This window comes from Pseudomonas oryzihabitans (assembly GCF_001518815.1).
In the GTDB taxonomy this organism is placed as follows: Bacteria; Pseudomonadota; Gammaproteobacteria; order Pseudomonadales; family Pseudomonadaceae; genus Chryseomonas; species Chryseomonas oryzihabitans_E.
The window spans coordinates 2870992-2897979 of record NZ_CP013987.1; the positions used below are offsets into that span (position 1 = coordinate 2870992).

The 26988-nt window shown below is 68.8% G+C and carries 3 protein-coding genes; all 3 read right to left on the minus strand.

The features are described 5' to 3' along the window. Positions 1 to 28: 28 nt before the first annotated feature. Genes APT59_RS13240 through APT59_RS13250 form a run of 3 tightly spaced genes read right to left on the minus strand, consistent with a single transcriptional unit; the run spans position 29 to position 26944 of the window. Positions 29 to 1414, minus strand: a complete 1386-nt coding sequence (locus APT59_RS13240; RefSeq protein WP_059315279.1) for a diaminobutyrate--2-oxoglutarate transaminase — start codon at positions 1412 to 1414, stop codon at positions 29 to 31. After that, the gene (locus APT59_RS13245) at positions 1404 to 17402 is read right to left on the minus strand and encodes a non-ribosomal peptide synthetase (protein ID WP_059315280.1); all 15999 of its coding nucleotides are present in this window, start codon (positions 17400 to 17402) and stop codon (positions 1404 to 1406) included. Before APT59_RS13245 ends, APT59_RS13240 begins: the two co-directional genes overlap by 11 nt. After that, entirely contained in the window at positions 17402 to 26944 is a 9543-nt protein-coding gene (locus APT59_RS13250; protein ID WP_059315281.1) for a non-ribosomal peptide synthetase, read from the minus strand. Before APT59_RS13250 ends, APT59_RS13245 begins: the two co-directional genes overlap by 1 nt. Between the last annotated feature and the right edge of the window lie 44 nt (positions 26945 to 26988).

The window sequence follows — 26988 nt, forward strand, 5'->3', positions numbered from 1 at the left end:
GGGTGCCATCCCTGGCCCGATGGCGCGCCTACGAGGCCGCCATCACCGTGCGCAGGGCGGTAGCCAGACAGTCGGCGATCTGATCCACCTGCGCTGGCTGCACGATGAGCGGCGGCAGGAAGCGCAGCACGGCGCCATGGCGGCCGCCCACTTCGATGATCAGGCCACGCCTCAGGCATTCCTGTTGCAGGCGAGCCGCCAGGACACCGTCGGCCAGGGGATGCCCCTGACGGTCGGTCGGGCCATCGGGGCTTACCACTTCCACTCCCAGCATCAGTCCCTGACCGCGCACGTCGCCCAGCTGGGGATAGTCGCGCTGAAGAGCCCTTAGATGGCCAGCGAGCCGTTCCCCCATGGCCGCCGCATGCACTTCCAGCCGCTCTTCACGCACCAGCCGCAAGGTAGCGGTCCCGGCGGCCATGGCCAGCTGATTACCACGGAAGGTACCGGCATGAGCGCCGGGCGCCCAACGATCCAGTGACTCGTGGTAAACCACGACCGCCAGTGGCTGGCTGCCACCGATGGCCTTGGACAGGACCAGGACATCAGGCTCGATATCCGCATGCTCGAAGGCGAAACGCCGGCCGCTACGGGCGATGCCGGACTGAATCTCGTCCAGCACCAGGGGGACGCCAGCCTCCCGGGTGATCCGCCGGACCTCGCGCAACCAGGTGACGGACGCCGGATTGACCCCGCCCTCCCCCTGGATCGGCTCGACGATCAATGCCGCGGGCGGCAGTACCCCACTCTCAGGGTCATTCAGCATGGTTTCCAGGTAGTTCAGCGCCGCCCGCTCGCCCAGTTCGCCGCCCAGGCCGAAGGGGCACCGATAGGCATGCGGAAAGGGCAGGAACTGCACGCCGCCGTTCATACCGTCCAGGTGGCGCTTGGGACCATGGCTGCCCATCAGCCCCAGGGCGCCCTGGGTCATGCCATGGTAGGCCCCGTGACAGGCCAGCAGCTGACGGCGGCCGGTGGCGGTACGGACCAGTTTGATGGCGGCCTCCACCGCATCGGTACCGGCCGGGCCGCAGAACTGGATTCGGGCGCTGCGAGCGAAGCCCTGGGGCAACAGCGCATACAGCTCGCGGATGAAATCGTCCTTGGCCTCGGTCATCAGATCGAGGGTGTGCAAGGGGCGCTCACCGTCCAGCAGGCCACGCATGGCGTCCAGCACCACCGGGTGGTTGTGGCCTAGGGCCAGGGTACCGGCGCCGGCCAGGCAGTCGATGAACCAGCGCCCTTCGCTGTCCTGCACATGGATGCCTTCGGCCCGACGCAACTCCAGGGGCAGCCGCCGGGGATAGCTACGCGCATTGGACTCCAGGGCAGCCTGACGCTCCAGCCGCGGGGTGCCGGTGAAGCGGTAGTCGGCATCGGCGGGAACGCGCTGCAGGCGATGATTAACGGACATGATCGTATTCCTCGAAGCCCGATGTGCGGGCGCTGTGGGCGGATGGAGAACTCAGGCGTTCGGCGACTTCGGCCAGCAGGCGCGGATCGCGGACGATGCCCAGGTGATCGGCATCGATCCAACGGGACTGCGCCAGCGGACGTCCCAGTCCCCGCTCCAGCAGGGCGTGGCCGTTATGGTTGTTTTCCGGTGAGCGACTGGCCCACCAGGCATGGACCGGGGCCCGCAGCGGCTTCAGCTGCGGATGCCGACGAGCCAGGCCGTGCAGATGGGCCTCGACGGCCAGCAATTGCGCCCAGGCGCCACCTTCCTCGTGCGCCCCCTCCCCGGCGACGGGGACGGACCGCCGAGCCAGTCCCGCCCCCGGCACATAGCCGTCGATCAGGCCAACGAAGGCCACCGTCTTGCCCAGGCGCTCGAGCAGACTCGCCATTTCCAGCACCAGGGCGCCACCCAGGGACCAGCCCAGCAGCCGATAGGCCCCGCTAGGCTGAGTGTCCAAGAGCACCCGGACATAGTCCCGCGCCAGCTGCGCCAGGTCGGTATCCCGCCAGTTGGGGTCGAGAATCTGGCGATTCTGCAATCCCCAGGCGTCCCAGGCGCCAGCCAGATGCTGCGCCAGGGGGTAATAGCCCACGACCGTTCCACTGACCGGATGCGGACAGAACAGCGGCGGCCGACCCGTTGCACCTGGCGTCAGGTGCACCCGGGGATCAGCGCCTTGGGTAGCGCCACCGGGCGCCGGCACCCTGGTGTCTGCCACGAGCGTGGCCAATGCCCTGACGAAGGCCGCGAGCAGGCGTTCCACCGTGGCCGCCGCATAGCGCTCACCACTGTAGCGGCAGCTCAGCCCCAGCCGGCCGTCATAGACCTGGGCATTGATCTCCAACTCCCGCACCAGGGGGGTGGCGGGATCGACCAGCGCCCCGGAGGATTCCCGGGCCGACACGAAACGCCCGTTACCCAAGGCGCCGTCGAGTTGCCCCAGGTAGTTGAAGGCCAGGGGCGGCTCTGGTTGGTCGACCAGTGCCGCGGCCTTGGCGAGATAACGCAACGCGCCATAGTCGAGGCCGCGCGGGCCAGCGGTGGCGAGCTGGGCACGCAAGCCCTGCAGAGTGGCGCGCGGATCTTCGCCGCAGGCCAGGCATAGCGGATACAGGCTGGTGAACCAGCCCAGGGTGCGGCCCGGATCGAGATCGGCGAACAGGGCCTCTCGGCCGTGCCCCTCCAGGGCGATGACATGGCCGTCCCGACCGCTCCAGTCGCGTACGGCTTCCGCCAGCGCTGCCAGCAGCACCTCGTCGAGTCGAGCGCCCAGCGCGGTCGGCGCCTCACGCAGCAGCCAACGGGTCCGCTCGGGATCCAGCTGCACCTCCGCCGTATGGACCTTGCCCTGGGTGGCTTCGCCCGCGGGGTAGTCCACTGGCCAATCCGATCGGGGCACCAGAGCCTGCCAGTGCGCAAGTCCTGCCTGGGTCTGCGGCTGTATCGCCCAGTGTGCCAGGCGTTCGGCCCAGGCCTGGTAGGTCGGGGGCCGGGGCTCGTCGAGCAGCGACGCTTCGCGACCCAAGGCCGAATAGATGCGTCCCAGGTCGTCGAGCAGCAGCCGCCAGGAGACGCCGTCCATGATCAGGTGGTGAGCGCAGATGAAGAGACGCTGCCCCCCTTCCGGATAGTTCGCCAGGACCAGGCGCAGCAAGCCGCCGCGCTCCAACTCGAAACTCCGCTGGGTACGGGCACAGAGCGCCTCGAGTGCGACCGCATCGGCAACCTCAACCTCCTGCAGCAGGTGTTCGACGTGGATGTCGTCACGATATCCGGCCTGCCAGCCTGCAGCGGTCTGGCGGAAGGCCAGGCGCAGCACGTCATGCCGTTGCAGCAGCGTGGCGACGGTGGCGGTGAAGCGCGCCGACTCCAGGGGCTCGCGCACCTCCAACAGCAGCGCCTGGTTCCAGTGCGCCGGGTTGGGCAAAGGCTGCGCGAAAAAATGAGCCTGGATGGGCGTCAGGCGCTGGGTGCCCTGAGCCGGCTCCCAGCGGGGTTGCGCCGCGAGCGGTTCGAGGCAGAGGGCCAGTTCGGCGAGGCGCGGACGGCGGAAGACGTCCTTGGGCCCCAGTTGCCAGCCCTTGCGCTGCAGACGACTGATCAGAGCCAGGGACTGAATGGAGTCACCGCCCAACTCGAAGAAGCCGGACAGGCGCCCGATACGCTCGACACCCAACAGCTCGCGCCAGAGTTCGGCCAGCAGTTCCTCTCGCGTCCCCTGAGGGGCTTCTTCGAGAAGGTGGCTGACCCGCTGCGGTGCAGGCAGCGCCTGGCGATCGAGTTTGCCGTTGGGCAACTGCGGCAGGCGCTCCAGCAACACCAGGTGCTGGGGCACCAAGTGGCCGGGCAGTTGCTGACGTAGCAGCTCCAGCAACGCCATCTCCTGCAAGGCGCCGCCGCCGACATAGCCCACCAGCCGGTCGCCGGCCGGGGTCTCGCGGACCATGACCAGCGCCTCGCGCACGCCTGGGCACGCCTTCAGCGCTGCCTCGATCTCGCCAGTCTCGATACGGAAGCCGCGCAGCTTGATCTGCTGGTCGGCGCGGCCGAGGTATTCCAGCAATCCCTCGGCATTGAGCCGCACCCGATCACCCGTGCGATAGAGCCGTTCGCCAGCGCGGAAGGGATTGGGCACGAAGCGTTGCGCCGTCTCGGCGGGACGCTCCAGGTAGCCACGAGCCAGGGCACCGCCCAGGTACAGCTCGCCTTCCACTCCTACCGGCAGCAGGTTGAGGTCCTGGTCCAGCACATAGCCCTGGCGCTCGCCTACCAGGTTGCCGATGGGGGCGTAGGCACTGGTGAAATCCGCGGTGGCTGCAGGGGCGCGCCACAGGGTCGGGGTGATGACGGTTTCGGTCGGCCCGTAGCCGTTGATGACCCAGTCGGGCTGGAGATGCTCCACCACCTCGCGCAGCAGGCCGCGGTCATAGGCCTCGCCTGCGAAGCAGTAGGTCTTCACCCCCGGGCCGCGGCCCTGCACCCGCCCCCAGTCGGCCAGCTGGCGCAGATAGCTCGGTGGGAAGGCGACGACGGTAATGCCCTGCTCTTCCAGCGCCTGCCAGGTCTCCTGCACGCTCCACAGCGCCTGGTCGCGGATCACGACACGGGCGCCCTGGCTCAGCGGCGTCAGCCAGCGCTCCTGGGCACCGTCGAAGCTGATGGACAGGAAGTGCAGCTCACGGTCCTGCGCGGTGAGTTCGTAGCGTTGCGCGATGCCTTGGCAGTGAAGCGCCAAGGGCCCATGGGCCACGGCCACGCCCTTGGGCCGACCGGTCGACCCGGAGGTATAGATAACATAGGCCAGTTGCTCGGGATGCAGGACCACGTCTGGCGCGCTGTCGGGCAAATCCGTGAGATCCAGGCGGTCCAGAACAACTCGCTCGACGTCAGCGACCTGGGGCAACCGTTCGAGCAGTTCGTGCTGGGTCAGCACCAGCCTGGCGCCGCTGTCTTCCAGCATCAGCGCCAGGCGCTCGGCGGGATAGTCCGGATCCAGCGGCAGATAGGCACCACCGGCCTTGAGTACCGCCAACAGAGCGACGAACAGTTCGATGCCCCGCTCGCAGGCCACGCCCACGCGGGTTTCAGCGGAAACGCCCTGCCCGTGCAGCCAATGCGCCAGGCGATTGGAGCGTGCTTCCAGGGTGGCGAAGTCCAGCCGCAGCTGGCCGTGCACCAGGGCGATGGCCCGGGGCTGGCGGCGGGCCTGTTCGGCGATCAAAGCGGGCAGCAGCGGCCTATCCGCGCTGGCCTGCGCCGGCGAATTCCAGCGTTGCCAGGTGGCCAGGCCCTCGGCATCGAGCAACGGCAGATCACCCAGGGGTGTGTCCGGCTGGCGAACCAGACCGTCGAGCAGGGTCAGCCAGGTGCGCAGGAAACGCTGGGCGGTCGCCCGTTCGAAGAGGTCGCTGGCGAAGTCCAGGTAGCCGGAAATACGGCCGTCGGCCTCGTCGAAGGTGCCCAGCGACAGGTCGAAATGCACCTGGTCGCCTGCACCGTCAAGGGCTTCGGCCTTGAGGCCGGGCAGCCGAGCCAGCGCTTGTTCGCCACGAGCCTGGTGATTGAAGGTCAATTGGAACAGGGGATTGTGGCTCAGGTGCCGCTCGGGCTGCAGCGCCTCGACCAGTTGCTCGAAGGGCAACTCCTGATGGCTCTGGGCGTCCAGCAGGCGGGCACGTACCTGGGCGGCCAGGGCACTGGCCGGCATCCGCCCGGCGAGTTCGCCGCGCAGGACCAGGGTATTGACGAAGCAGCCGACCAGGGCCTCGGTCTCCGCCCGAACTCGACCCGCCACCGGCACGCCGATGCGCAGGTCGGTCTGGCCGCTGAGGCGGAACAGCAGGGTCTGCCAACTGGCCAGCAACAGCATGGCTGGAGTGACGGCCAGTGCCTGGGCGGTGCTGCGCAGGCGCTGGGATGTGGCAGCATCCAGGGTGAAGGTTTCGCGTCCTCCCAGCCCATTGCGCTGAGCCGGGCGCGGACGGTCAGCCGGCAGCTCCAGTAGCGGATGCTCGGTGCCAAGCTGCTCGCGCCACCAGGCCAGTTGGCGCTCACCCTCCCCGGCCGCCAGGCGCTCGCGCTGCCAGGCGGCGTAGTCGGCATAGTCCAGCGGCAGGGGTTGCGGCGACACGCTCTCGTCGCCCAGGGCTTGGCGATAGAAGCTGACCAGGTCTTCCAACAGCAACCGCATCGACCAGCCATCCGCCAGCAGGTGGTGCAGACATAGCAGGAGCAGATGTTCGTCCTGTGCCAGGCGTACCAGGGCCAGGCGCCAGGGCGGCGAGGCCTCCAGGTCGAAAGGCCGGGCCATGAAGGCGCGGCGATAGCTGTCAGCCGCTCCACGATCCAGCGTCACCACGTCGAGTTCAGGCGCGAAGCTGGCCAGGATGCGCTGCTCCGGGCCAGCTTCGCCATGACCGAAGGTGGTACGCAGGCTGGCATGACGCTGGGTGAGCTGCCGGAAGGCACAGCGCAGCGCCGCTTCATCGAGTCGACCCTGCAGGCGCAGCCCCCCTGGCAGGTGATAGGCCGCACTCTCCGGATCGAGCTGGGCAAGAAACCACAGGCGCTGCTGGGCAAAAGATTGCGGTGCTCGCGCGGGCGTACCAGGCCAGTCCCGCCGCTGCAGCGGCGCATCGTCCGCCTGGATCCTGTCATCCAGACGCTCAGCGAACGCCGCCAGGGTGGCGGATTCGAACAGCAGCCGGACCGGTACCTCCCAGCGATGCTCGCGGCGCAGCCGGGCCACGACTTGCAGGGCGAGCAACGAATGCCCGCCGAGAGCGAAGAAGTCATCGTCACGCCCGACCCGCTCCACCTGCAACAACTCGGCCCAGAGCGTGGCCAGCTCGGTTTCGATCCCCGGCTCCGGCGCACGGTAGGTCTGCTGAATGACGTCCGGTTCCGGCAGCGCCTGGCGATCCAGCTTGCCGTTGGGCGTCAGCGGTAGCCGGTCGAGCGCCACCAGATGACTGGGCACCATGAAGTCCGGCAGCCGGGCCAGCAGGGCCTGGCGCACCACCGCCTCGTCCAGATTCGGCGTCACCAGGTAGCCCACGAGTCGTGGCCCGATGGCGCTCTGACGTAGCAGCACCACGGCCTCGCTGACGCCGGCCAGCTCGCGCAGTGCGGCTTCGATCTCGCCGAGTTCCAGGCGCAGGCCGCGCAGCTTGACCTGGTGGTCCAGCCGGCCCAGGTAGTCCAGGGCGCCGTCGTCGCGCCAGCGTGCCAGATCGCCGCTGCGGTACAGCCGGCCACCCGGGGTGAAGGGATCGGGGACGAAGCGCTCAGCGGTCAGGCCCGGGCGGCCCAGGTAGCCACGGGCCAGGCCGACGCCGCCGATGTACAGCTCGCCGGCCACGCCGATGGGTTGCGGATTGAGGCGCTCGTCGAGGATGTGGATCTGCAGGTTGGCGATGGGGCGCCCGATGGGTACCGCCAGGCGATCTGACTCTTGGCAGGTCCAATGGGTAACGTCGATGGCCGCCTCGGTGGGGCCATAGAGGTTGTAGAGCGCGACCCGGGGCAGGCGCTGGCGAACGGCCTGGGCCAGCTCCGCCGGCAGGGCCTCGCCGCTGCAGACGATGCGCGTCAGGCTCGCGCAGCCGGAGAGATCGCCCTGGGCCAGGAAGGCGGCCAGCATGGAGGGCACGAAGTGCAGCGTGGTGATGCCTTCGCGGGCGATCAGGGCGCTCAGCGCCGCCGGATCACGATGCTCGCCCGGGCGGGCCAGCACCAGCCGGGCACCAGCCTGCAGCGGCCAGAAGAATTCCCAGACCGAGACGTCGAAGCTGAAGGGCGTCTTCTGCAGGACATGGTCGCGCGCATCCAACCCATAGGCGGCCTGCATCCACTGCAGGCGGTTGTACAACGCCGCCTGGGTGTTGCCGGCACCCTTGGGTCGGCCGGTGGAACCCGAGGTGTAGATCAGATAGGCCAGTTGCTCGGGATGGACCTGGAGTTCGGGCGCGGTGGCCGGCTCGGCGGACAGGTCCAGCCGCTCCAGGTCCAGCACATCCAGCCCGATATCACTGGGCAGCACGGCCAAGGCCGGGCCATGGCTCAGTAACAGACTGGCCCCGCAATCCTCCAGCATGAAGGCCAGGCGTTCGGCCGGATAATCCGGGTCCAGCGGCACATAGGCCGCGCCGGCCTTGAGCACTCCGTAGAGGGCGATCACCATCTCCACCGAGCGCTGCATGGCGACCCCGACCCGGCTTTCGCGCCCGATACCACGGCGGCGCAGGTGATGGGCCAGGCGATTGGCGGCCTGCTCCAGCTCCAGGTAGCTCAGGCGGCGCTCGTCCAAGCACAGGGCCTCGCGCGCGGGATGCCTGGCGACCTGTTCGAGGAAGCCACCCAGCACCCCGGCGGGCGGCAGCGGTGCATAGGTTTCCGCAGTGGCATTCCAGCCGGCCAGCCGCGCGGGTTCGTCGGGCAACAGTAGCGACGCCTCGGCCAGCGGCTGGTGCGGGGCATCGAGCAGACTCTGCAGCAGCACCAGGAAGCGTGCGTGCAACTGCTCGATGCGCGCCGGTTCGAAGAGGTCGAGGGCGAAGGTCCAGCTACCGCCGAGCTGGCCGTCCGGGTCTTCCCAGGTGGCCAGGGCCAGGTCGAACTGGGCCTGGGTGGTCGGCGTTTCAAGGATGACCGCCTGCAGGCCCGGCAAGCCGGCCAGGGCGCGGTGATCGCGCACCTGATGGTCATAGCTGACCTGGAACAGCGGATGCTGGCTGAGGCTCCGCTCCGGGTGCAGGTGCTCAACCAGGTGCTCGAAGGGCAGGTCCTGGTGAGCCTGAGCTTCGAGCAGGGTCTCGCGGACCTGCTGCACCAGGTGCGCGAAATCCACTGGGGTAGCGAGGTCCAGGCGCAGTACCTGGGTGTTGACGAAGCAGCCGATGAGGTCATGCACCTCGGCACGCGTCCGCCCCGCCACCGGTACACCAATGCGCAGGTCACGCTGACCGCTGAGACGACCCAGGAGCGCTCCATAGACCGACAGCAGCAGCATGAAGGGCGTGACACCCTGGGCACGAGCGGCCTGGCGCAGCGCCTCGGCCTGTTGAGCGCAAAGCCGGAAATCCAGGCGTTGCCCGGCACCGCTGCGCCGCGCAGGACGTGGCCGGTCAGCAGGCAGGTCCAGGGTAGGCGCCTCGCTGCCCAACTGCGCGCGCCAATACGCCAGTTGCCGTTCTCCTTTTCCCGCGCTCAGTTGTTCGCGCTGCCAGCGCGCATAGTCGGGGTACTGCACCGGTAGCCCCGGCAGGTCAGGTACCGCGCCGCTGAGCGCGGCCCGATAGAGTTCGGCAAAGTCACGCAGCAGCACGCCAACCGACCAACCGTCCGAGATGGCATGGTGCAGGCACAGCAGCAGACGGTGCCGCCGCTCCTCCAGGCGTACCACGGCCAGCCGCCAGGGCGGACTGCTGGCGAGCGCGAAGGGACGAGCGATAAAGGCCTGCAACAGGCGAGTGAAGGCCGCTTCCTGATTGGTACCTGTGTCGAGTACCAAGCGCTCCACGGCCACGGGTGCCGGCGGCAAGATGCGCTGGCGGGGTGGATCACCCGGCAGCAACAGGCTGCGCAGACTGGCATGCCGCGCCGCCAGGGCGGTAAAGGCCGCCCCCAGGGCCTGCTCATCCAGGGCGCCCTGTAACTCCACGACACCCGGCAGGTGATAGGCCGCACTCTCGGGCTCGAGCTGCGCCAGGAACCACAGCCGTTGCTGGGCATAGGATTGCGGCGCCTCGTCCCGCGCCAGGGCCTGGAGTTCCGGCTCCGGGCGTTCGGGCGCCAGGGCGGCGATCCGCTCGGCCTGTTCGGCCAGCTGCGGCGCTTCGAACACCAGGCGCAGCGGCACCTCCCGGCCTTCCTCCTGGCGTAGACGGGAGATGAGCTGCGTCGCCAGCAGGGAATGGCCGCCCAGAGCGAAGAAGTTGTCCTGGCGACCGACCCGCTCGATTTGAAGCAGGGCTTGCCACAACTCGGCCAGGCGCTGCTCCAGGGCCGTGGCCGGTGCTTCGTAGTTGTTGTCCGCCGTGACTTCCGGCGCGGGCAGCGCCCGGCGATCCAGCTTGCCGTTGGGCAGCTGCGGCAGGCGCTCCAGCAGCACCAGGTGCTGGGGCACCAAGTGGCCGGGCAGTTGCTGACGCAGCAGCTCCAGCAACGCCATCTCCTGCAAGGCGCCGCCGCCGACATAGCCCACCAGCCGGTCGCCGGCCGGGGTCTCGCGCACCATGACCAGCGCCTCGCGCACGCCCGGGCACGCCTTCAGCGCTGCCTCGATCTCGCCGGTTTCGATACGGAAGCCGCGCAGCTTGATCTGCTGGTCGGCGCGGCCGAGGTATTCCAGTAGTCCCTCGGCATTGAGTCGCACCCGATCACCCGTGCGATAGAGCCGTTCGCCAGCGCGGAAGGGATTGGGCACGAAACGCTGCGCCGTTTCGGCGGGACGCTCCAGGTAGCCACGAGCCAGGGCACCGCCCAGGTACAGTTCGCCTTCCACTCCTACCGGCAGCAGGTTGAGGTCCTGGTCCAGCACATAGCCCTGGCGCTCGCCTACCAGGTCGCCGATGGGGGCGTAGGCACTGGTGAAATCCGCGGTGGCTGCAGGGGCGCGCCACAGGGTCGGGGTGATGACGGTTTCGGTCGGCCCGTAGCCGTTGATGACCCAGTCGGGCTGGAGATGCTCCACCACCTCGCGCAGCAGGCCGCGGTCATAGGCCTCGCCTGCGAAGCAGTAGGTCTTCACCCCCGGGCCGCGGCCCTGCACCCGCCCCCAGTCGGCCAGCTGGCGCAGATAGCTCGGTGGGAAGGCGACGACGGTAATGCCCTGCTCTTCCAGCGCCTGCCAGGTCTCCTGCACGCTCCACAGCGCCTGGTCGCGGATCACGACACGGGCGCCCTGGCTCAGCGGCGTCAGCCAGCGCTCCTGGGCACCGTCGAAGCTGATGGACAGGAAGTGCAGCTCACGGTCCTGGGCGGTGAGTTCGTAGCGTTGCGCGATGCCTTGGCAGTGAAGCGCCAAGGGCCCGTGGGCCACGGCCACGCCCTTGGGCCGACCGGTCGACCCGGAGGTATAGATGACATAGGCCAGTTGCTCGGGATGCAGGACCACGTCTGGCGCGCTGTCGGGCAAATCCGTGAGATCCAGGCGGTCCAGAACAACTCGTTCGACACCAGCGACCTGGGGCAACCGGTCGAGCAGTTCGTGCTGGGTCAGCACCAGCCTGGCGCCGCTGTCTTCCAGCATCAGCGCCAGGCGCTCGGCGGGATAGTCCGGATCCAGTGGCAGATAGGCACCACCAGCCTTGAGTACCGCCAACAGAGCGACGAACAGTTCGATGCCCCGCTCGCAGGCCACGCCCACGCGGGTTTCAGCGGAAACGCCCTGCCCGTGCAGCCAATGCGCCAGGCGATTGGAGCGTGCTTCCAGGGTGGCGAAGTCCAGCCGCAGCTGGCCGTGCACCAGGGCGATGGCCCGGGGCTGGCGGCGGGCCTGTTCGGCGATCAAGGCAGGCAGCAGCGGCCTACCCGCGCTGGCCTGCGCTGGCGAATTCCAGCGTTGCCAGGTGGCCAGGCCCTCGGCATCGAGCAGCGGCAGATCACCCAGGGGTGTGTCCGGCTGGCGAACCAGACCGTCGAGCAATTGCCCCAGGTGCGCGGCCATCCGCTGCACCTGAGCGGGCGTGAAACAGGCACGTTGATAATGCAGTTGCAGTTCCAGTCGGTCCCCAGCCATGACGGCGATACTCAGCGGATAGTGAGTTCGTTCGCTGACCGTGACCGCACCGATGGTCGGCGCCGCCGACGTGGCACCGCGCAGGGCTGCGTCCACCGGATAGTTTTCGAAGACCAATAGCGTATCGAACAGTGCCTGGCCCGGATGCCCCGCTAGGCGCTGCACCTCGAAGAGCGGCGTGTGCTCGTGTTCGCGCAAGGCCAGGTTGTGAGCCTGCAAGGCGGGCAGCCATTGGGCGGCGGTAAGCTCCGGTCCGGGCGCCTGGACCACCGGCAGGGTATTGATGAACAACCCCAGCAGGCGATCGCTACCGGCGACGTCGGCCGGTCGACCGGCGACGGTGGCGCCAAAGGCTATCCGGCGCTGGCCGGTATAGCGCTGCAGCAGCAGGGTCCAGGCTGCCTGCACCAAGGTATTGAGGGTGACCCGCAGCCGCCGCGCGGCGGCGTCGAGGGCGAGACGATCGAGCACCAGATGCTGCTCGCCACTGCGCGTGTCGTCGTTCGTCGCCGGACGTCCAAGGCTATCGACCAGTCGGGTCGGCGAGGCGAAATCAGCCAATTGCGCCTGCCAGAAGACGCTGCTATGCGCAGCATCGCGGCTGGACAGCCAGTCCAGGTAGTCGCGGTACCGCCCAGGCGCTGGCAGTGCCGCGCCGCGGGTCGCCTGGAGGATTTCCGCGAGCAGCGCGGCGCTGCTCCAGCCATCGAGCAGGATATGGTGCAACGTCCAGGTCAGCTGCCAGCGCTTATCGGTGAGCCGGATGAGCAGCAGGCGCATCAGCGGCGGCTTGGTCAGGTCGAAGGGACGCTCACGCTCCTCCCGCTGTGATTCGGCGAGGGCAGCGGGGGCAACCGACTGATCGCGCCAGTCCTGCTCACGGACGGCGAGCTCAACCTGACGCCAGATGGCCTGTACCGCCCGTCCCTCTCCGGCCAGGCGCAGGAAGGCTGCCCGCAGCCCGGCGTGCCGGCGAAGGGCCTGTTGCCAGGCGTCGAGGAACGCCGCTCGCGGAAGGTCGTCGAGCTCGACGCTGACCTGGTTGACATAGAGGTCTCCAACGCCGCCCAGTTCGGTATGGAACAACAGGCCTTGCTGCATGGGCGTGAGAGGTTGCAGGTCCTCTATTTCGGCCAGCGGCAGCGCATCGAGTTGCGCCTGGGTCAACGTCAGGCGCGGAAAGTCAGCAGGCGTCGCACCACTGGCTTGGCGGCACAGCGTCAGGACATCATCGAGCGCCGTGGCGAAGGCGTCCAACAGCGCCTGGATACGCGCCGGAGCGTGGCGTTGGCCACTGTAGGTGCAGGTGAAATGCAGCTCGCCACCTTGTACAGCGCCTTCCAGCGCCAGCTCGGCCTCAAGGGGCGTACGAGGATCACGCGCGCGCCCGGTGGCCTCGTCCGCGAGGCGGAAGCCGCCCAGCTCGGTGTCGAGTTGACCCAGGTAGTTGAACAGCAGGGAGCCGGTGGTTTCCGGTAATGCCTGCTCCCCGCGAGCCAGTAGCAGGCCGTAACCGAGCCCGCCGCGCGGAATACGGCGCAGGCTTTCCTTGACCGTCTTGAGGCTGCTGGCCAGGTCCGCCTGATCGCTCAGCCGGACCGGATAGAGGCTGGTGAACCAGCCCAGGGTGCGGCTCAGGTCGAGCCCGGGAAACAGGTCTTCCCGGCCATGGCCTTCCAGGAGCAGCCGCGCCTCGGCCTCCCCGCCCCAGGCATGGAGCGCTCGGACCAGGGCGGTGAGCAGCAGGTCGTTGACCTGGGTGCGAAAGGCCGCCGGCGCCTGGGTCAGCAGTTCGCGGGTGCGCGCGGCATCCAGCCGCAGGCTCAGGTGCTGGGCATCGGCTTCCCAGGCGCGCCCGGCTGGATGGTCGCACGGCAAGGCGGGCGCCTGCGGCAACTGTTGCCAGTAGGCACGCTCGCTGTCCAGTTCCAGGCCTTGCAGCGCCTGGACCCAGCTGGCGTAGGGAAGCACGGGGGGTAGCCCGAGGTCGGGGTCGGCATAGAGCCGGTCCAGATCGTCCAGCAGGATGCGCCAGGACACCCCATCCACCGCCAGGTGATGGATCACCAGCAGCAGACGCTGACCACCCTCGGCGAGGTCGGCGAGCACGGCGCGCAGCAGGGGGCCCGCGTCTAGGCTCAGACTGGCCTGGGCCTCGTCGGCCAGGGCTGGCAGCTCGGCGCGGGTCACGGACGAATGCCAAAGCAGGTCGGCGTTTTCGCGGGCGCGATAGCGCTGCTGCCAACGGCCTTCGGATCGGGTGAAGCTTAGGCGCAGGGCGCCGTGGGTGGCCACCAGTCGCCCCAAGGCTCGGCGCAGCTGTTCAGGCTCCAATCGCGTCTGCGGCTCCAGTAGCAGGGACTGGTTCCAGTGTTCAGGACGCAGTAGTTCGCGAGCGAAAAAGGCATGTTGGATGGGCGCCAGGGCAAAGGGTTCGGTCGGCTCCGCGGCGATCTCAGCGGGCGCCTCCAGGCGTTGCACCACAGGGGCCAGCTCGGCGAGGGTCTGACGTTCGAACAGATGCCGCGGACTGAAGACCAAGCCTAGGCGACGAGCCCGGGCGATGATCTGCAGGCTGAGGATGGAATCGCCTCCCAGGGCGAAAAAATTGTCGTCGCGCCCGATCCGCCCCACCTGCAACAACTCGGCCCAGAGCGTGGCCAGCTCGGTTTCGATCCCCGGCTCCGGCGCACGGTAGGCCTGCTGAATGACGTCCGGTTCCGGCAGCGCCTGGCGATCCAGTTTGCCGTTGGGCGTCAGCGGTAGCCGGTCGAGCGCCACCAGATGGCTGGGCACCATGAAGTCCGGCAGCCGGGCCAGCAGGGCCTGGCGCACCACCGCCTCGTCCAGATTCGGCGTCACCAGGTAGCCCACGAGTCGTGGACCGATGGCGCTCTGACGTAGCAGCACCACGGCTTCGCTGACGCCGGCCAGCTCGCGCAATGCGGCTTCGATCTCGCCGAGTTCCAGGCGCAGGCCGCGCAGCTTGACCTGGTGGTCCAGTCGGCCCAGGTAGTCCAGCGCGCCGTCGTCGCGCCAACGTGCCAGATCGCCGCTGCGGTACAGCCGGCCACCCGGGGTGAAGGGATCGGGAACGAAGCGTTCAGCGGTCAGGCCCGGACGGCCCAGGTAGCCGCGGGCCAGGCCGACGCCGCCGATGTACAGCTCGCCGGCCACGCCGATGGGTTGTGGATTGAGGCGCTCGTCGAGGATGTGGATCTGCAGGTTGGCGATGGGGCGCCCGATGGGTACTGCCAGGCGATCTGACTCTTGGCAGGTCCAATGGGTGACGTCGATGGCCGCTTCCGTAGGGCCATAGAGGTTGTAGAGCGCGACACGAGGCAGGCGCTGGCGAACGGCCTGGGCCAGCTCCGCCGGTAGAGCCTCGCCGCTGCAGACGATGCGGGTCAAGCTCGCGCAGCCGGAGAGATCGTCCTGGGCCAGGAAGGCGGCCAACATGGAGGGCACGAAGTGCAGCGTGGTGATGCCTTCGCGGGCGATCAGGGCGCTCAGCGCCACCGGATCACGATGCTCGCCCGGACGCGCCAGCACCAGCCGGGCACCGGCCTGCAGCGGCCAGAAGAATTCCCAGACCGAGACGTCGAAGCTGAAGGGCGTCTTCTGCAGGACATGGTCGCGCGCATCCAACCCATAGGCGGCCTGCATCCACTGCAGGCGGTTGTACAACGCCGCCTGGGTGTTGCCGGCACCCTTGGGTCGGCCGGTGGAACCCGAGGTGTAGATCAGATAGGCCAGTTGCTCGGGATGGACCTCCAGGGCTGGCGCAGTGGCCGGTTCGGCGGACAGGTCCAGCCGCTCCAGGTCCAGCACATCCAGCCCGATATCACTGGGCAGCACGGCCAAGGCCGGGCCATGGCTCAGTAACAGACTGGCCCCGCAATCCTCCAGCATGAAGGCCAGGCGTTCGGCCGGATAATCCGGGTCCAGCGGCACATAGGCCGCGCCGGCCTTGAGCACTCCGTAGAGGGCGATCACCATCTCCACCGAGCGCTGCATGGCGACCCCGACCCGGCTTTCGCGCCCGATACCACGGCGGCGCAGGTGATGGGCCAGGCGATTGGCGGCCTGCTCCAGCTCCAGGTAGCTCAGGCGGCGCTCGTCCAAGCACAGGGCCTCGCGCGCGGGATGCCTGGCGACCTGTTCGAGGAAGCCACCCAGCACCCCGGCGGGCGGCAGCGGTGCATAGGTTTCCGCAGTGGCATTCCAGCCGGCCAGCCGCGCGGGTTCGTCGGGCAACAGTAGCGGCGCCTCGGCCAGCGGCTGTTGCGGGGCATCGAGCAAGCCCTGCAAGAGCACCAGGAAGCGTGCGTGCAACTGCTCGATGCGCGCCGGTTCGAAGAGGTCGCTGGAGTAATTCCAGTTGCCACCGAGGCTGCCGTCAGCCAGTTCCCAGGTATGCAGCGCCAGGTCGAACTGGGCGCTGCCGCTGTCCAGCGGCAGCAGCTCGGCGCGCAGATCAGGCCCCAATTGCAGGGCGTCGAGCTGACGCGGCTGGTGGTTGTAGAGCACCTGGAACAGGGGGTGATGGCTGAGGGTACGCGCTGGGGCCAGGGCATCGACCAGTTGCTCGAACGGCAGGTCTTGATGGGCCTGGGCCTCGCGCACCCGCTCCCGCGTCTGGGTCAACAGCGTCAGGAAATCCGCCTCGGCTCCCAACTCCAGACGCAGAACCTGGGTATTGACGAAACAGCCGATGACACCCTCGACCTCACTGCGCTGGCGGCCGGCAATGGGCACGCCAATGCGCAGGTCGCGCTGGCCGGACAATCGGCTCAGCAGGGTTGCATAGGCCGTCAGCAGCACCGTGAACAGCGTGGTGCGCTGGGCGCGCGCCAAGGCCCCGAGCCGGTGGGCCTGGGGCGCCGGAAGTTGGAAGGCCAACCGCCCTCCCCGGTGGCTGGGCGCCACCGGCCGCGGCCGATCACCGGGCAGTTCCAGCACGGGGTGCTCGGTACCCAGGCGCTCACGCCAGAACGCCAGCTGGCGTTCGCCCTCTCCGGCCTCGAGGCAGGCACGCTGCCAGCGCGCGTGGTCAGCGTAGCTGACATCCAGTACCGGAAGCGCTGCCTGGCGTCCTTCCAGGGCAGCGCGATAGAGGATGGCGAAATCATCCAACAGCACCTGGATCGACCAGCCATCGGCGATGGCATGGTGCAGGCAAAGCAGCAGATGGGCCGCCCCCCCGTCCACGCCCTGCGCCAGGGCGAGGCGCCACAGCGGGCCCCGCTCCAGATCGAAGGGGCGATTGGCGAAGGTGCGGGCCACGGCGGGCAAGGCCTCCGCAGCGATCTCGCCCAGGGTTTCCAACGGTACCTTGGAGGCCTCGCTCACCCGTTGCAAGGGCGTACGGGCTGGCCCGTCCTCCAGTGTGGTGCGCAGGCTGGGATGACGCGCCATCAGGGACGCGAATGCCTCACGCAGGGCAGTCTCGTCCAGCCGACCCTGCAGGCGCAGCGCCCCGGGCAGATAATAAGCCGCATTGCCCGGCTGCAAACGCTCGAGAAACCAGAGCCGTTGCTGGGCATAGGAGGTCTCGGCGCATTCGCCAGCCGCGCCGCCGGGAATCGGCAGCGCGCCGGCATCCAGGCCCTGGTCGCGCAGTTTGGCGAGAAAGGTTCGGCGCTGGGTCGGTGGCAGCGCAAGGAAACGGTTGGCCAGGGCCAGGGCTTTGTCATGCAACATCAGGGGGTTTCCTCCAACTCGTCCAGTAGCGCGTCCAGCGCCTCGAGGCGATCATCGTCCAGCGTCTGCTCACGCAAGGTGTCTATGAGTTCGGCCTGGGCCGTTAGCGTCGTGGCGGTAAAGGCGGCAGCCAGGGGCACGCGCACGCCGAGCCGTTCGTGAACACGCGAGAGCAAGCGCGTGGCGAGCAGGGAGTGGCCACCCAAGGCGAAGAAGTCGGCTTCCCGGCCCACCTCCGGGACCTGCAGCAACTCCTGCCACAACTCGGCCAACTGTCGTTCGGTAGCGCCTTGGGGCGGTTGCTGGGACTCGGCGGGCAGCTCGGGTACGGGCAGAGCTCGGCGGTCGAGCTTGCCATTGGCATTGCGCGGCAGGCGCTCCAGCCACAGCGACTGGGTCGGCACCATGAACAGCGGCAGCCGCTGCGTCAGGCACGCACGCAGTGCATCAAGATCAGGGCGTTCACTACCCTGGGGCTCCAGATAGGCCACCAGCTGAATGCCCTGGGGGGTGGGCTGAGCGGCAACCGCGGCGTCGCGGATACCGGGCTGGGCACGCAACAGGGTCTCGATCTCGCCCGGCTCCAGCCGCTGACCGCGCACCTTGATCTGGAAGTCGGTCCGGCCGACGTACTCCAGTTCACCTCGCGCACTCCAGCGCACCAGATCGCCGCTGCGGTAGAGCCGCTCACCGGCGGTGAAGGGACTGGGCACGAAGCGCTCGGCAGTCAGCCCCGGGCGGCCCAGGTAGCCGCGGCCGACCCCCGTGCCGCCGATGTACAGCTCGCCTGTCCCACCCTGGGGTACCAGGCGCAGGCGCTCGTCGAGCACGAACAAGCGGGTATTGTCGGTCGGCGTGCCGATGGGGATGTCACGCTGAGGCACCCGAAGTCGCTGCAAGGCGACGTCGTCGGCGCATTCGGCCGGGCCATAGGCGTTGACCAAGGGAATCTGGGGATAGCGTTGCAGCCAGCGCCCCGCCAGATCAGGCGCCAGCGCCTCGCCGGTGGGCAGCAGCCAGCGCAATGCCGGTAACGGTTGGTGCGGCAGGTCCAGCAACGCGGCGATCACTGCCGGCACGCACTCCAGCACGCTCACCCCGCCCCGCGTCACCCGCGCCAGCAGCTGTGCAGGATCCTGTACCTCCGCCTCGGCCACGATCTCCACCCGGCCACCGAACAGCGGCGCGGTGAGAAATTGCCAGACCGAGACATCGAAGCCGGTCGCGGCGGTTTGGGCGATGACGTCCTCCTCTCCCAGCTGGAGATAGGGCAGCTTGCTCAGCTGATTGTTAAGCATGCCCTGCTGGGTGACCATGACGCCCTTGGGTTCGCCGGTGGAACCCGAGGTGAAGATGACATAGGCCAGTTGGTCGGGACGGGCGCGCACGCCAGGGCCACCCACGGGGTGCCGCGCCAGCAACTCTTCGAGAATCAGCAGTCTGGGTTGGCGTTCACACAGCGCCAGGACGGCCTCGGCGGTTGCCCGCTCCGCTCGGGGTACCACGAGCACCGGCGTGGCGCTGCTGTCCAGCAGCCGGGCACTGCGCGCCTGGGGATGACGCTCGTCCAGCGCGAGGTAGGCGGCACCTGCCTTGAAGACACCCACCATGAGGGTCAGAAGCGCCACTCCTCGCGGCGCACAGAGCGCCACGATCTGGTCCGGCCCTATCCCCTCGGCCGCCAGGGCCCTGCCCAGGCGGCCGGCCCGCTCGTCCAGCTCGCCATAGGACAGGGTCTCCTCCCCACAGCGCGCCACGAGGCGTTGCGGATGATGGGCGGCGCGCGCTTCGAATCGTTCGATCCACGACAGCTGATACCAGTGCGGCTGCACCGCGCCCCGCCCCCAGGCCAGTAGCTGTTCGTACTCACTGGCGGCCAGGGGATCCAGTTCGTCCAGCGGACGTTCCGGCGCCTCGATCAAGGCACCCAGCAGCCGCTCGAATTGGCCCAGCAGAGTGCGCATGTCCGCGGCGGCGAACAGCCCGGTGTCGAAGGTGAGCTGCAGGCGTAATTCGCGGCCTGGCAACAGGACGACCGTCAGGGGGTAGTTGGTATGGGTGCGATTGGCGAGCGGGGTGATGCCGAACTCGGCAACGGCCTCCTCCACCGCGCCCCCCAGTGGCACGTTTTCGAACACGAACAGGGACTCGAACAGCGGTTCGCCGGGCGGTATCGCGGCCAGACGCTGCAGCTCGGCCAGCGGGAGATGCTCATGCTGGCGCAGTTCGACATTGCGCGCCTGCAGGCGGCGCAGCAGCTCCAGTGCGGTCACCTCGGCGGTCGGCCGGGCCACGCGCAGTGGCAGGGTATTGATGAACAGGCCGAGGGCTTCTTCGATCCCATCCAGCTCCGGCGGACGGCCGGCGACGGTCACGCCGAAGACCACCTCGTCGCAGCCGGCGTGGCGCATCAGCACCAGCGCCCAGGCCGCCTGGACAAAGGTGTTGGCGGTCAACTGGTGACGTCGCGCCTGGGTGGCCAGGGCGTGAGTCGCCTCGGCAGACAGCGCCACCGCCTCGTCGCGCATCTCACCCGACGCGGTACCGGGCCGTCGATAGGGAAGCGGCGTGGCGGCCGTCACCCCAGCCAGCTCGGCCTGCCACCAGGCGCGACCCGCGGCGGCATCCTGGGCCTGGAGCCAGGCGAGAAAGTCGGCATAGGGTCGGGCGGGTGGCAGGGTCAGTGCGGTTCCAGCCAACGCAGCGCGATAGCGGGCGAAGAATTCCCCCAGCATCAGGCCGCGACACCAGGCGTCGATCAGCACATGGTGATGCGTCTGCACCAGCTGATGGTCATTCGGCCCAAAGGTCACCAGGCGCAAACGCAGCAGTGGCGGCCGCGCGAAGTCGAAGCCTTCGCGGCGCTCTTCGGCAAGCAGCGCCTCCAGCGCGGCCAGGCCCTCCTCCCGTGGCCGATCGCTGAAGTCCAGGAAACTGACCGGCGACGGCACCTGTCGGTGCACCACCTGCCGCCATTCACCATCCTGCTCTTGAAAGCCGGTGCGCAGCGCCGGATGCCGTGCCACCACCGCGTCCCAGGCCAGACGGAAGGCCTCGGCCGCCAGGGGTTGGCGCAGCGCGTAGCGATCCTGCATCAGGTAGATGCCGCTGCCCGGCTCCAGCAGGCTGTGCATCAGGATGCCTTCCTGCATGGGCGCCAGGGGTAGCACGGCTTCCAGAGCGGGCTCCGGGACGTTGCCGGTTTCGGTGGCGAGCAGCGCCTCCAGAGCCGTCGTGAAACCCTCATGCAGACGCGCGATGGCGCTGGCCTCGAAGCGCGCCGTGCTGTAGCGCCAGTCCAGCCGCAGCTGGCCGTCGTATACCCGGGCATCCAGTACCAGGGCGCTGGTCAGGGGGCCATCGGGGTCGCGACTGCTGCGTAGCTCCAGCTGGCGCAGCGGAAAACCGGCAACCGTCGGCCGCTCGAAGCGCCCAAGGTAGTTGAAGGTCAGGCCTTCCCGGGTATCCGCCAGGCAGGTATCGGCCAGGTAGCGCAACAGTCCGTAACCCAGGCCACGCTCAGGCACCTCGGCGAGGGTCCGGCGCACCCGCGCCAGCGTGCCGGTCGGGGTCGCCTCCGCCCCCAGCACCAAGGGATAGAGACAGGTGAACCAGCCCAGGGTACGACTCAGGTCCAGTTGCCCATGGAGATCCTCGCGGCCGTGCCCTTCCAGGGCGATACGGGTCGCCGCGCGCCCCGTCCAGTGCCGCAGGGCGTCGGCCAAGGCTGCCAGCAACACGGCTTCGGTGCCGGATACCGCGAGGAGCCGGTCGGTGAGGTCCACCGAGAGTCGCTGCGCCAGGGTGCCGCTATCCCGTACCCGGCAGGTGCCCTGCGGATGGCTGCAGGGCAAGGTCTCGGGTACCGCCGCGACCGCTTCCCAGTAACCGCGCTGGCGTTGCAGTCCAGCATCGGCGGCGCGGTGCGCCATCTGGTGAGCCCAGGCGCTCCAGTCGCTGCTCGCCTCGCCCAAGTCGGGGGGCGTACCGCCTGCCAATTGCTGATAGGCCAACGCCAACTCGTCCAGCAGGATGCGCCAGGAGACGCCGTCCACGGCCAGATGGTGGATGACCAGCAGCAGCCGGGGATGCCGCTCCGGCCCCTCGGCCAGCACCGCGCGCAGCAGCGGTCCACGGGCGAGGTCCAGGCTACGTTCCGCCTCCTCGAACAGAGGTGCCAACTCGGTTTCAGTGGCTACCTGGCAGGTCCAGAGCAGCCGCTGCGCGTCTTCCACGGGTCGCACCCGCTGACGCCAGCCGCCCTGCTCGGTTGGTTCGAAGGCCAGGCGCAGACTGCTGTGGCGAGCGACCAGCGCCGCCAACGCCTGGCGCAACACCTCGGCTTCGAGTGGGGCGGCCAGTTCCATGACCACGGACTGGTTCCAGTGCGCACGCTGGCGGACCGGCTCGCTGAAGAACCGCGCCTGGATGGGGGTCAAGGGCAGATCGCCCATCGGATCTTTTATCGCGGGGGGTGTTACCGGGGCGCCTGCGGGCGCCGCCACCTCGGCCAGGGCCGCGATGGTCTGATGCTCGAACAGCTGCTTGGGCGTGAGCTTGAGCCCCTGGCGACGGGCCCGGGCGATGATCTGCAGACTGAGGATGGAGTCGCCGCCCAGGGCGAAGAAGTTGTCATGCCGCCCGACGCGGTCCACCTTGAGTGCGTCGCTCCAGAGCGTCGCCAGCGCGGCCTCGACCTCTCCCTGGGGTTCGGCAAAGGCGGCCTGACGTGCTTCGGGCTGCGGCAACCGCGCGCGGTCGAGCTTGCCATTGGCGGTGAGTGGGAAGGCCGCGAGCACCAGGACCTGGGCAGGCACCAGCGCCTCGGGCAGCTGCCGGGCGAGGATTTCCCGCAGGCGTTCGCCCTTGGTATCGCCCGTCACATAGGCCACCAGTTGCCCTCGGCCATCCAGCTGGACGTGGGCCGCGGTGATGCCCGGTTGTGCCAGCAGGGCCGCGACGATCTCGCCAGGCGCCACACGATAGCCCCGCACTTTGAGCTGGTCATCGCTACGGCCCAGGAATTCCAGGCGGCCGTCCGCCGCCAGGCGTACCCGGTCACCGGTGCGGTAGAGCCGTTCACCTGGCGCCCAGGGATCTGGCAGGAAAACCGCCGCGGTATCGCCGGGCCGCCCCTGATAGCCCCGCGCCAACCCCGGCCCGCCCAGGTACAGCTCGCCGGCCGCGCCGGCGGGTAGCGCGTTGAGATCGGCGTCCAGCACCCGAGCGCGCAGATTGGGCAGCGGCGTGCCCAGAGCGATGCCGGTAGCCGGATCATCAAGGGCTGCGGTCAGGGCGCCCACGGTGCTTTCCGTGGGCCCATAGTGATTGAACAGCCGGCAGCCCGGCTTGAGTTGACGGACCTGAGCAGCAAGCTGTGCCGGCAAGGCCTCTCCGCCCAGCACCAGGGCGGCGTGCGGCAGGAGCCGCGCCGGCTCGGCGGCTTGCAGCAAGGCGGCCAGCTGGGTAGGGACGATCTTGAGCACCGCCACCGGGTGGTCGGCGAAATACCCGGCGCAGCGATCGGCATCCCGCACCACCTCGTCATCCACCAGGTGCAGGGTGCCGCCCGTGGCCAAGGCGCCGAACAACACCGTGTGGCCGAGATCGGCGGCCACCGTCGAGACCAGGGCGAAGCTGGCCTGCGGTGGCAGTGCCAGGCGCTGCAGCACGCCCTGCACGTAGTTGGCGATGGCGCCATGGGAGACCACTACCCCCTTCGGTCGGCCCGTGGTCCCGGAGGTGTAGATCAGGTAGGCCGCCTGGGCAGGCCGGACGACGACGTCCAGCGCATCCGCCGGCAGCCGTCGCCAGTCCGCGGCGGCATCCAAGGCGAGCGAGGGAGGGCCTTCGGGCTGGGGCGCGCCTAGCAGCAGCCGAGCACCACTGTCGGCCACGACCTGGGCCTTGCGCGCCTCGGGCCATTTGGGATCAAGAAAGACACAGGCCCCGCCAGCCTTGAGAATGCCCAGCAGACCCACGACGAAACTGGCCTGCCGCGGCTGACAGAGGGCGACCCGCACCTCGGCGCCCACCCCCTGGGCACGCAGCGCCCGGGCCAGGCGATTGCTGTCGGCATCCAGTTGCGCATGACTCAGGCTGGCATCGGCCGCCATCACCGCGGCCCCTGGTCCGGCCTGGCGCAGGCCCGCACGCCATAGCGCCAGCAGATCCGCCGCTGGAAAGGCCTGGCGCTCACCTTCAAGCCCCACGGCCTCGGCGGCCAGGCGATAGCGCGCCAGCGGTTGCTCGGCATCGGCTACCACCTGTTGGGCCAGTTGGGCGAAGTCGGCTGCCAGCGCGGCGATGCGCGAGGCGTCGAAGAGATCGCAGGCGTAGGTAAAGACCGCTTCGATACCGGAGGGGACGTCGGTGATGTCCAGCCCCAGGTCGAAGTGCGCCGCGCCATCGTCGAGCTGCCGCGCCGACAGGGTCACACCACCCAGATCCAGGCCCTGGGGCAGCGGAAACTGCTGCGTGAATTTGACCTGGCACAGTGGATTCCAACCCAGGTGGCGTTCCGGCGCCAGGGCCTCCACCAGCAGATCGAAGGGCAGGTCCTGGTGCGCCTGGGCTTCCAGGGCGCGCGTCCTGACCTGGGCCAGCAGTGCCTTGAATGACTGGGTACCGTCGAGGTGGCAGCGCAGCACCTGGGTGTTGACAAAGAAGCCGATCAACCGCTCGGTTTCTCGCCGCGTGCGCCCGGCCACGGGTACGCCCACGCATAGGTCATGGCTGCCGCTATGACGCTGCAACAGCAGCTGAAACAGCGCCAGGCCGACCATGAACAGGGTTGCCCCCTGGCGCTGGGCCAGCTCGCGCAGGCCTTGGCTGGCCGTCTCGCTCAGGCTGAAGGCAAAGCGCGCACCGCGCCCGCTTTGCCGAGGTGGGCGGGGTCGGTCACAGGCTAAATCCAGCCGTGCCGGGGCATCGGCCAGTTGCGCACGCCAATACGCCAGTTGCCGCTCGCGCGCGGCACCGGTCAGCTGGTGGCGCTGCCAGCGGGCGAAGTCGGCATAGGTGATGGAGAGGGGCGCAAGCGCAGGCGCCTGGCCCTCCTCCGTCTGGTACAGGACGGCAAAGTCTTCCAGCAGGACTTGGATCGACCAGCCGTCGGCAATGATGTGGTGCAGCACCAGCACCAGTCGATGATCGTCGGCCCCATGCCGGACCAGCGCCATGCGCCACAAGGGGCCTTCCCGCAGATCCAGCGGGCGACGCACCAGGCTACGGACCAGTTCGGCCTGGGTTGCGTCGCGATCCAGCGCCCGGCTCAGGTCATGATGCTCGACCGCGCCCTGGGCCAGCGCCTCGATGCGTTGCTCGGGAACCTCACCGTCGCCCGCGTCGAAGCGGGTACGCAGCGCGGCGTGACGCTGCACCAGCGTCTCCAGCGCCCGCTCCAGCCGCGCCACGTCCAGGGTGCCGGCAAGGTGGATTTCCCCGGCCAGATGATAGGTAGCCTTGCCTGGTTCCAACTGATCGAGAAACCACAGCCGTTGTTGGGCAAAGGACTGGGGCGCTCGCTCATCGCCTTGGGCGAGCGGTCCTTCCGGCTGGGCCTCGCGCGGCAGCGCGGCCACCTGCGCCGAAAAGGCCGCCAGCGTCGGATGCGCGAACAGCAGTGCGGGATCGACCGCCACACCCAGCGTGTCACGCAAACGGGCCTGCACCTGGACCACGGCCACCGAATCGCCACCCTGGGCGAAGAAGTGGGCGTCCGCGGCCAGCTCGGCGCGGTTGAGTACCTCAGCCCAGGCCGTCCTCACCGCCGGCAGCACGGTTTGGGCCGCAGGCTCGGGTTGCTGCCGGGCTAAGCGGCCATCACGCCACTCGGCGAAGCTATCCAGGGTGCCGGTCAGCCAGCCAGCCCGGCAGGCTGAGCGTTGCAGCTTGCCGCTGGTGGTTCTGGGCAGTGTGCCCGGTTCGAGCAGGGCGATGGCGCTGGGAGCGACCTGGAAGGCCTGAGTCAGGGCTTCCACCAGGGCTGTGCAAATGCGTTCGGCCGGTACCAGCCGGCGCACGTTGCGACTGATCTCCAGCGCCAGCCCTATCCCCTCGCGCCCCGCCTCGCCCTCCAGCGCGAAAGCCGCCACCCGGCCCCGCCGCAGGTAATCGGCCACCTGCTCTTCCAGCAGCAGCTCCACATCCTGCGGATAGAGATTATGGCCGTTGAGGATGATGAGATCTTTCAGCCGCCCGGCGATATAGAGCCCTTGCTCGGCCGCAATGCCCAGGTCCCCGGTACGCAGCCAACGCCTGCCGTCGCGCTCCACGAACGCCGCGGCCGTGGCGGACGGATTGTTCCAGTAACCCTGGGCCAGGCTGGGCCCGGCAACCCACACTTCCCCGGCACGGTTCTCGCCCAGCGGTTCCAGCGTCTGCGGGTCGACGATGCTCAGCGCGTGCTCCGCATCGCACCAGCCACAACCGGCCAGGCGACCCTGCTGCAGCGCGACCTCCGCACCTGCGGCGCCCAGGGCCTCACCCGCGAAGCGACGGATGCGGAAATCATCCACGGGCTCATGGGCGCAGACATAGAGGGTCGCCTCGGCCAGGCCATAGGCTGGGGTCAGCGCCTGACGGCGGAAGCCCGCGGCGGCGAAGCGCTCGCAGAAGGCATCCAGGGTATCCACGCGGATGGGCTCGGAGCCGGAAAAGGCCATGCTCCAGCGACTCAGGTCGAGTTCCGCCAGGGCGCTATCGCTGACCCGCTCCACGCACAGGCGGTAGGCGAAGTCCGGCCCGCCGCTGATGGTGCCGCCGTATTGGCTGATCGCCTGCAGCCAGCGCGCCGGCCGGGTAAGAAAGTGGTTGGGCGACATCAGCGTCAGGGTGCCGCCGTGAAAGATCGGTAGCAGCAGCCCAAGCATCAGGCCCATGTCATGGTAGAGCGGCAGCCAGCTCACCCAGCCTTCGTCACGCCCGGTGAGAAACCCCCGCTGCATGGCCTTTTCGTTGGCGATCAGATTGGCGTGACTGACCATCACCCCCTTGGGCGCGGACGTCGAACCCGAGGTGTACTGCAGAAAGGCAAGCGCCGCGGGATCCACGACCTGGGGGCGATAGGCCAGCGCCCAAGTGGCATCGATGTCTTCGACCGCCAGGCACAGGGCACCTTCGGGCAGCGCCTGGCGCAGCGTCTCGGCATGGGCGGCGAGGCAGGCTCGTTCGCCGAGCACTACCCGTGGCTTGGCATCGTCGAGCATGCCGCGCAGTCGCTCGATGTGCATCTGGCGATTGTTTTCCGGCGGGAAGGCCGGCACGGCGATGACGCCGGCATAGAGGCAGGCGAAGAACGCCGCCGCGTAGTCCGGTCCACTGGGCAGCAGCAACACACAGCGCTCGCCGCGCGCCTCCCCCAGGCGTTCCTGCAGGCAGCCGGCGAGGCTCAGCGCCCGGTTGCGCAGCTGGGCATAGGACAGCAGCTGGGGCGTCTCGTCATTGGTCAGGTGGCGCAGCAATAGCTGGTCCGGCTGGCGCTCGGCGTAGAAATCAAGGACGTCGACGAAATGCTCGGCTTGATCCGCTCTGGAGGTCATGGCTTCACCTGCGAAAAAGAAAGTGCCGGACGCCGCCAGGCAGC

Excerpts from the sequence above, each read along its gene's own strand:
- APT59_RS13240 (WP_059315279.1), bottom strand. The coding sequence starts at position 1,414 with ATGTCCGTTAATCATCGCCTGCAGCGCGTTCCCGCCGATGCCGACTAC.
- APT59_RS13245 (WP_059315280.1), bottom strand. The coding sequence starts at position 17,402 with ATGTTGCATGACAAAGCCCTGGCCCTGGCCAACCGTTTCCTTGCGCTG.
- APT59_RS13250 (WP_059315281.1), bottom strand. The coding sequence starts at position 26,944 with ATGACCTCCAGAGCGGATCAAGCCGAGCATTTCGTCGACGTCCTTGAT.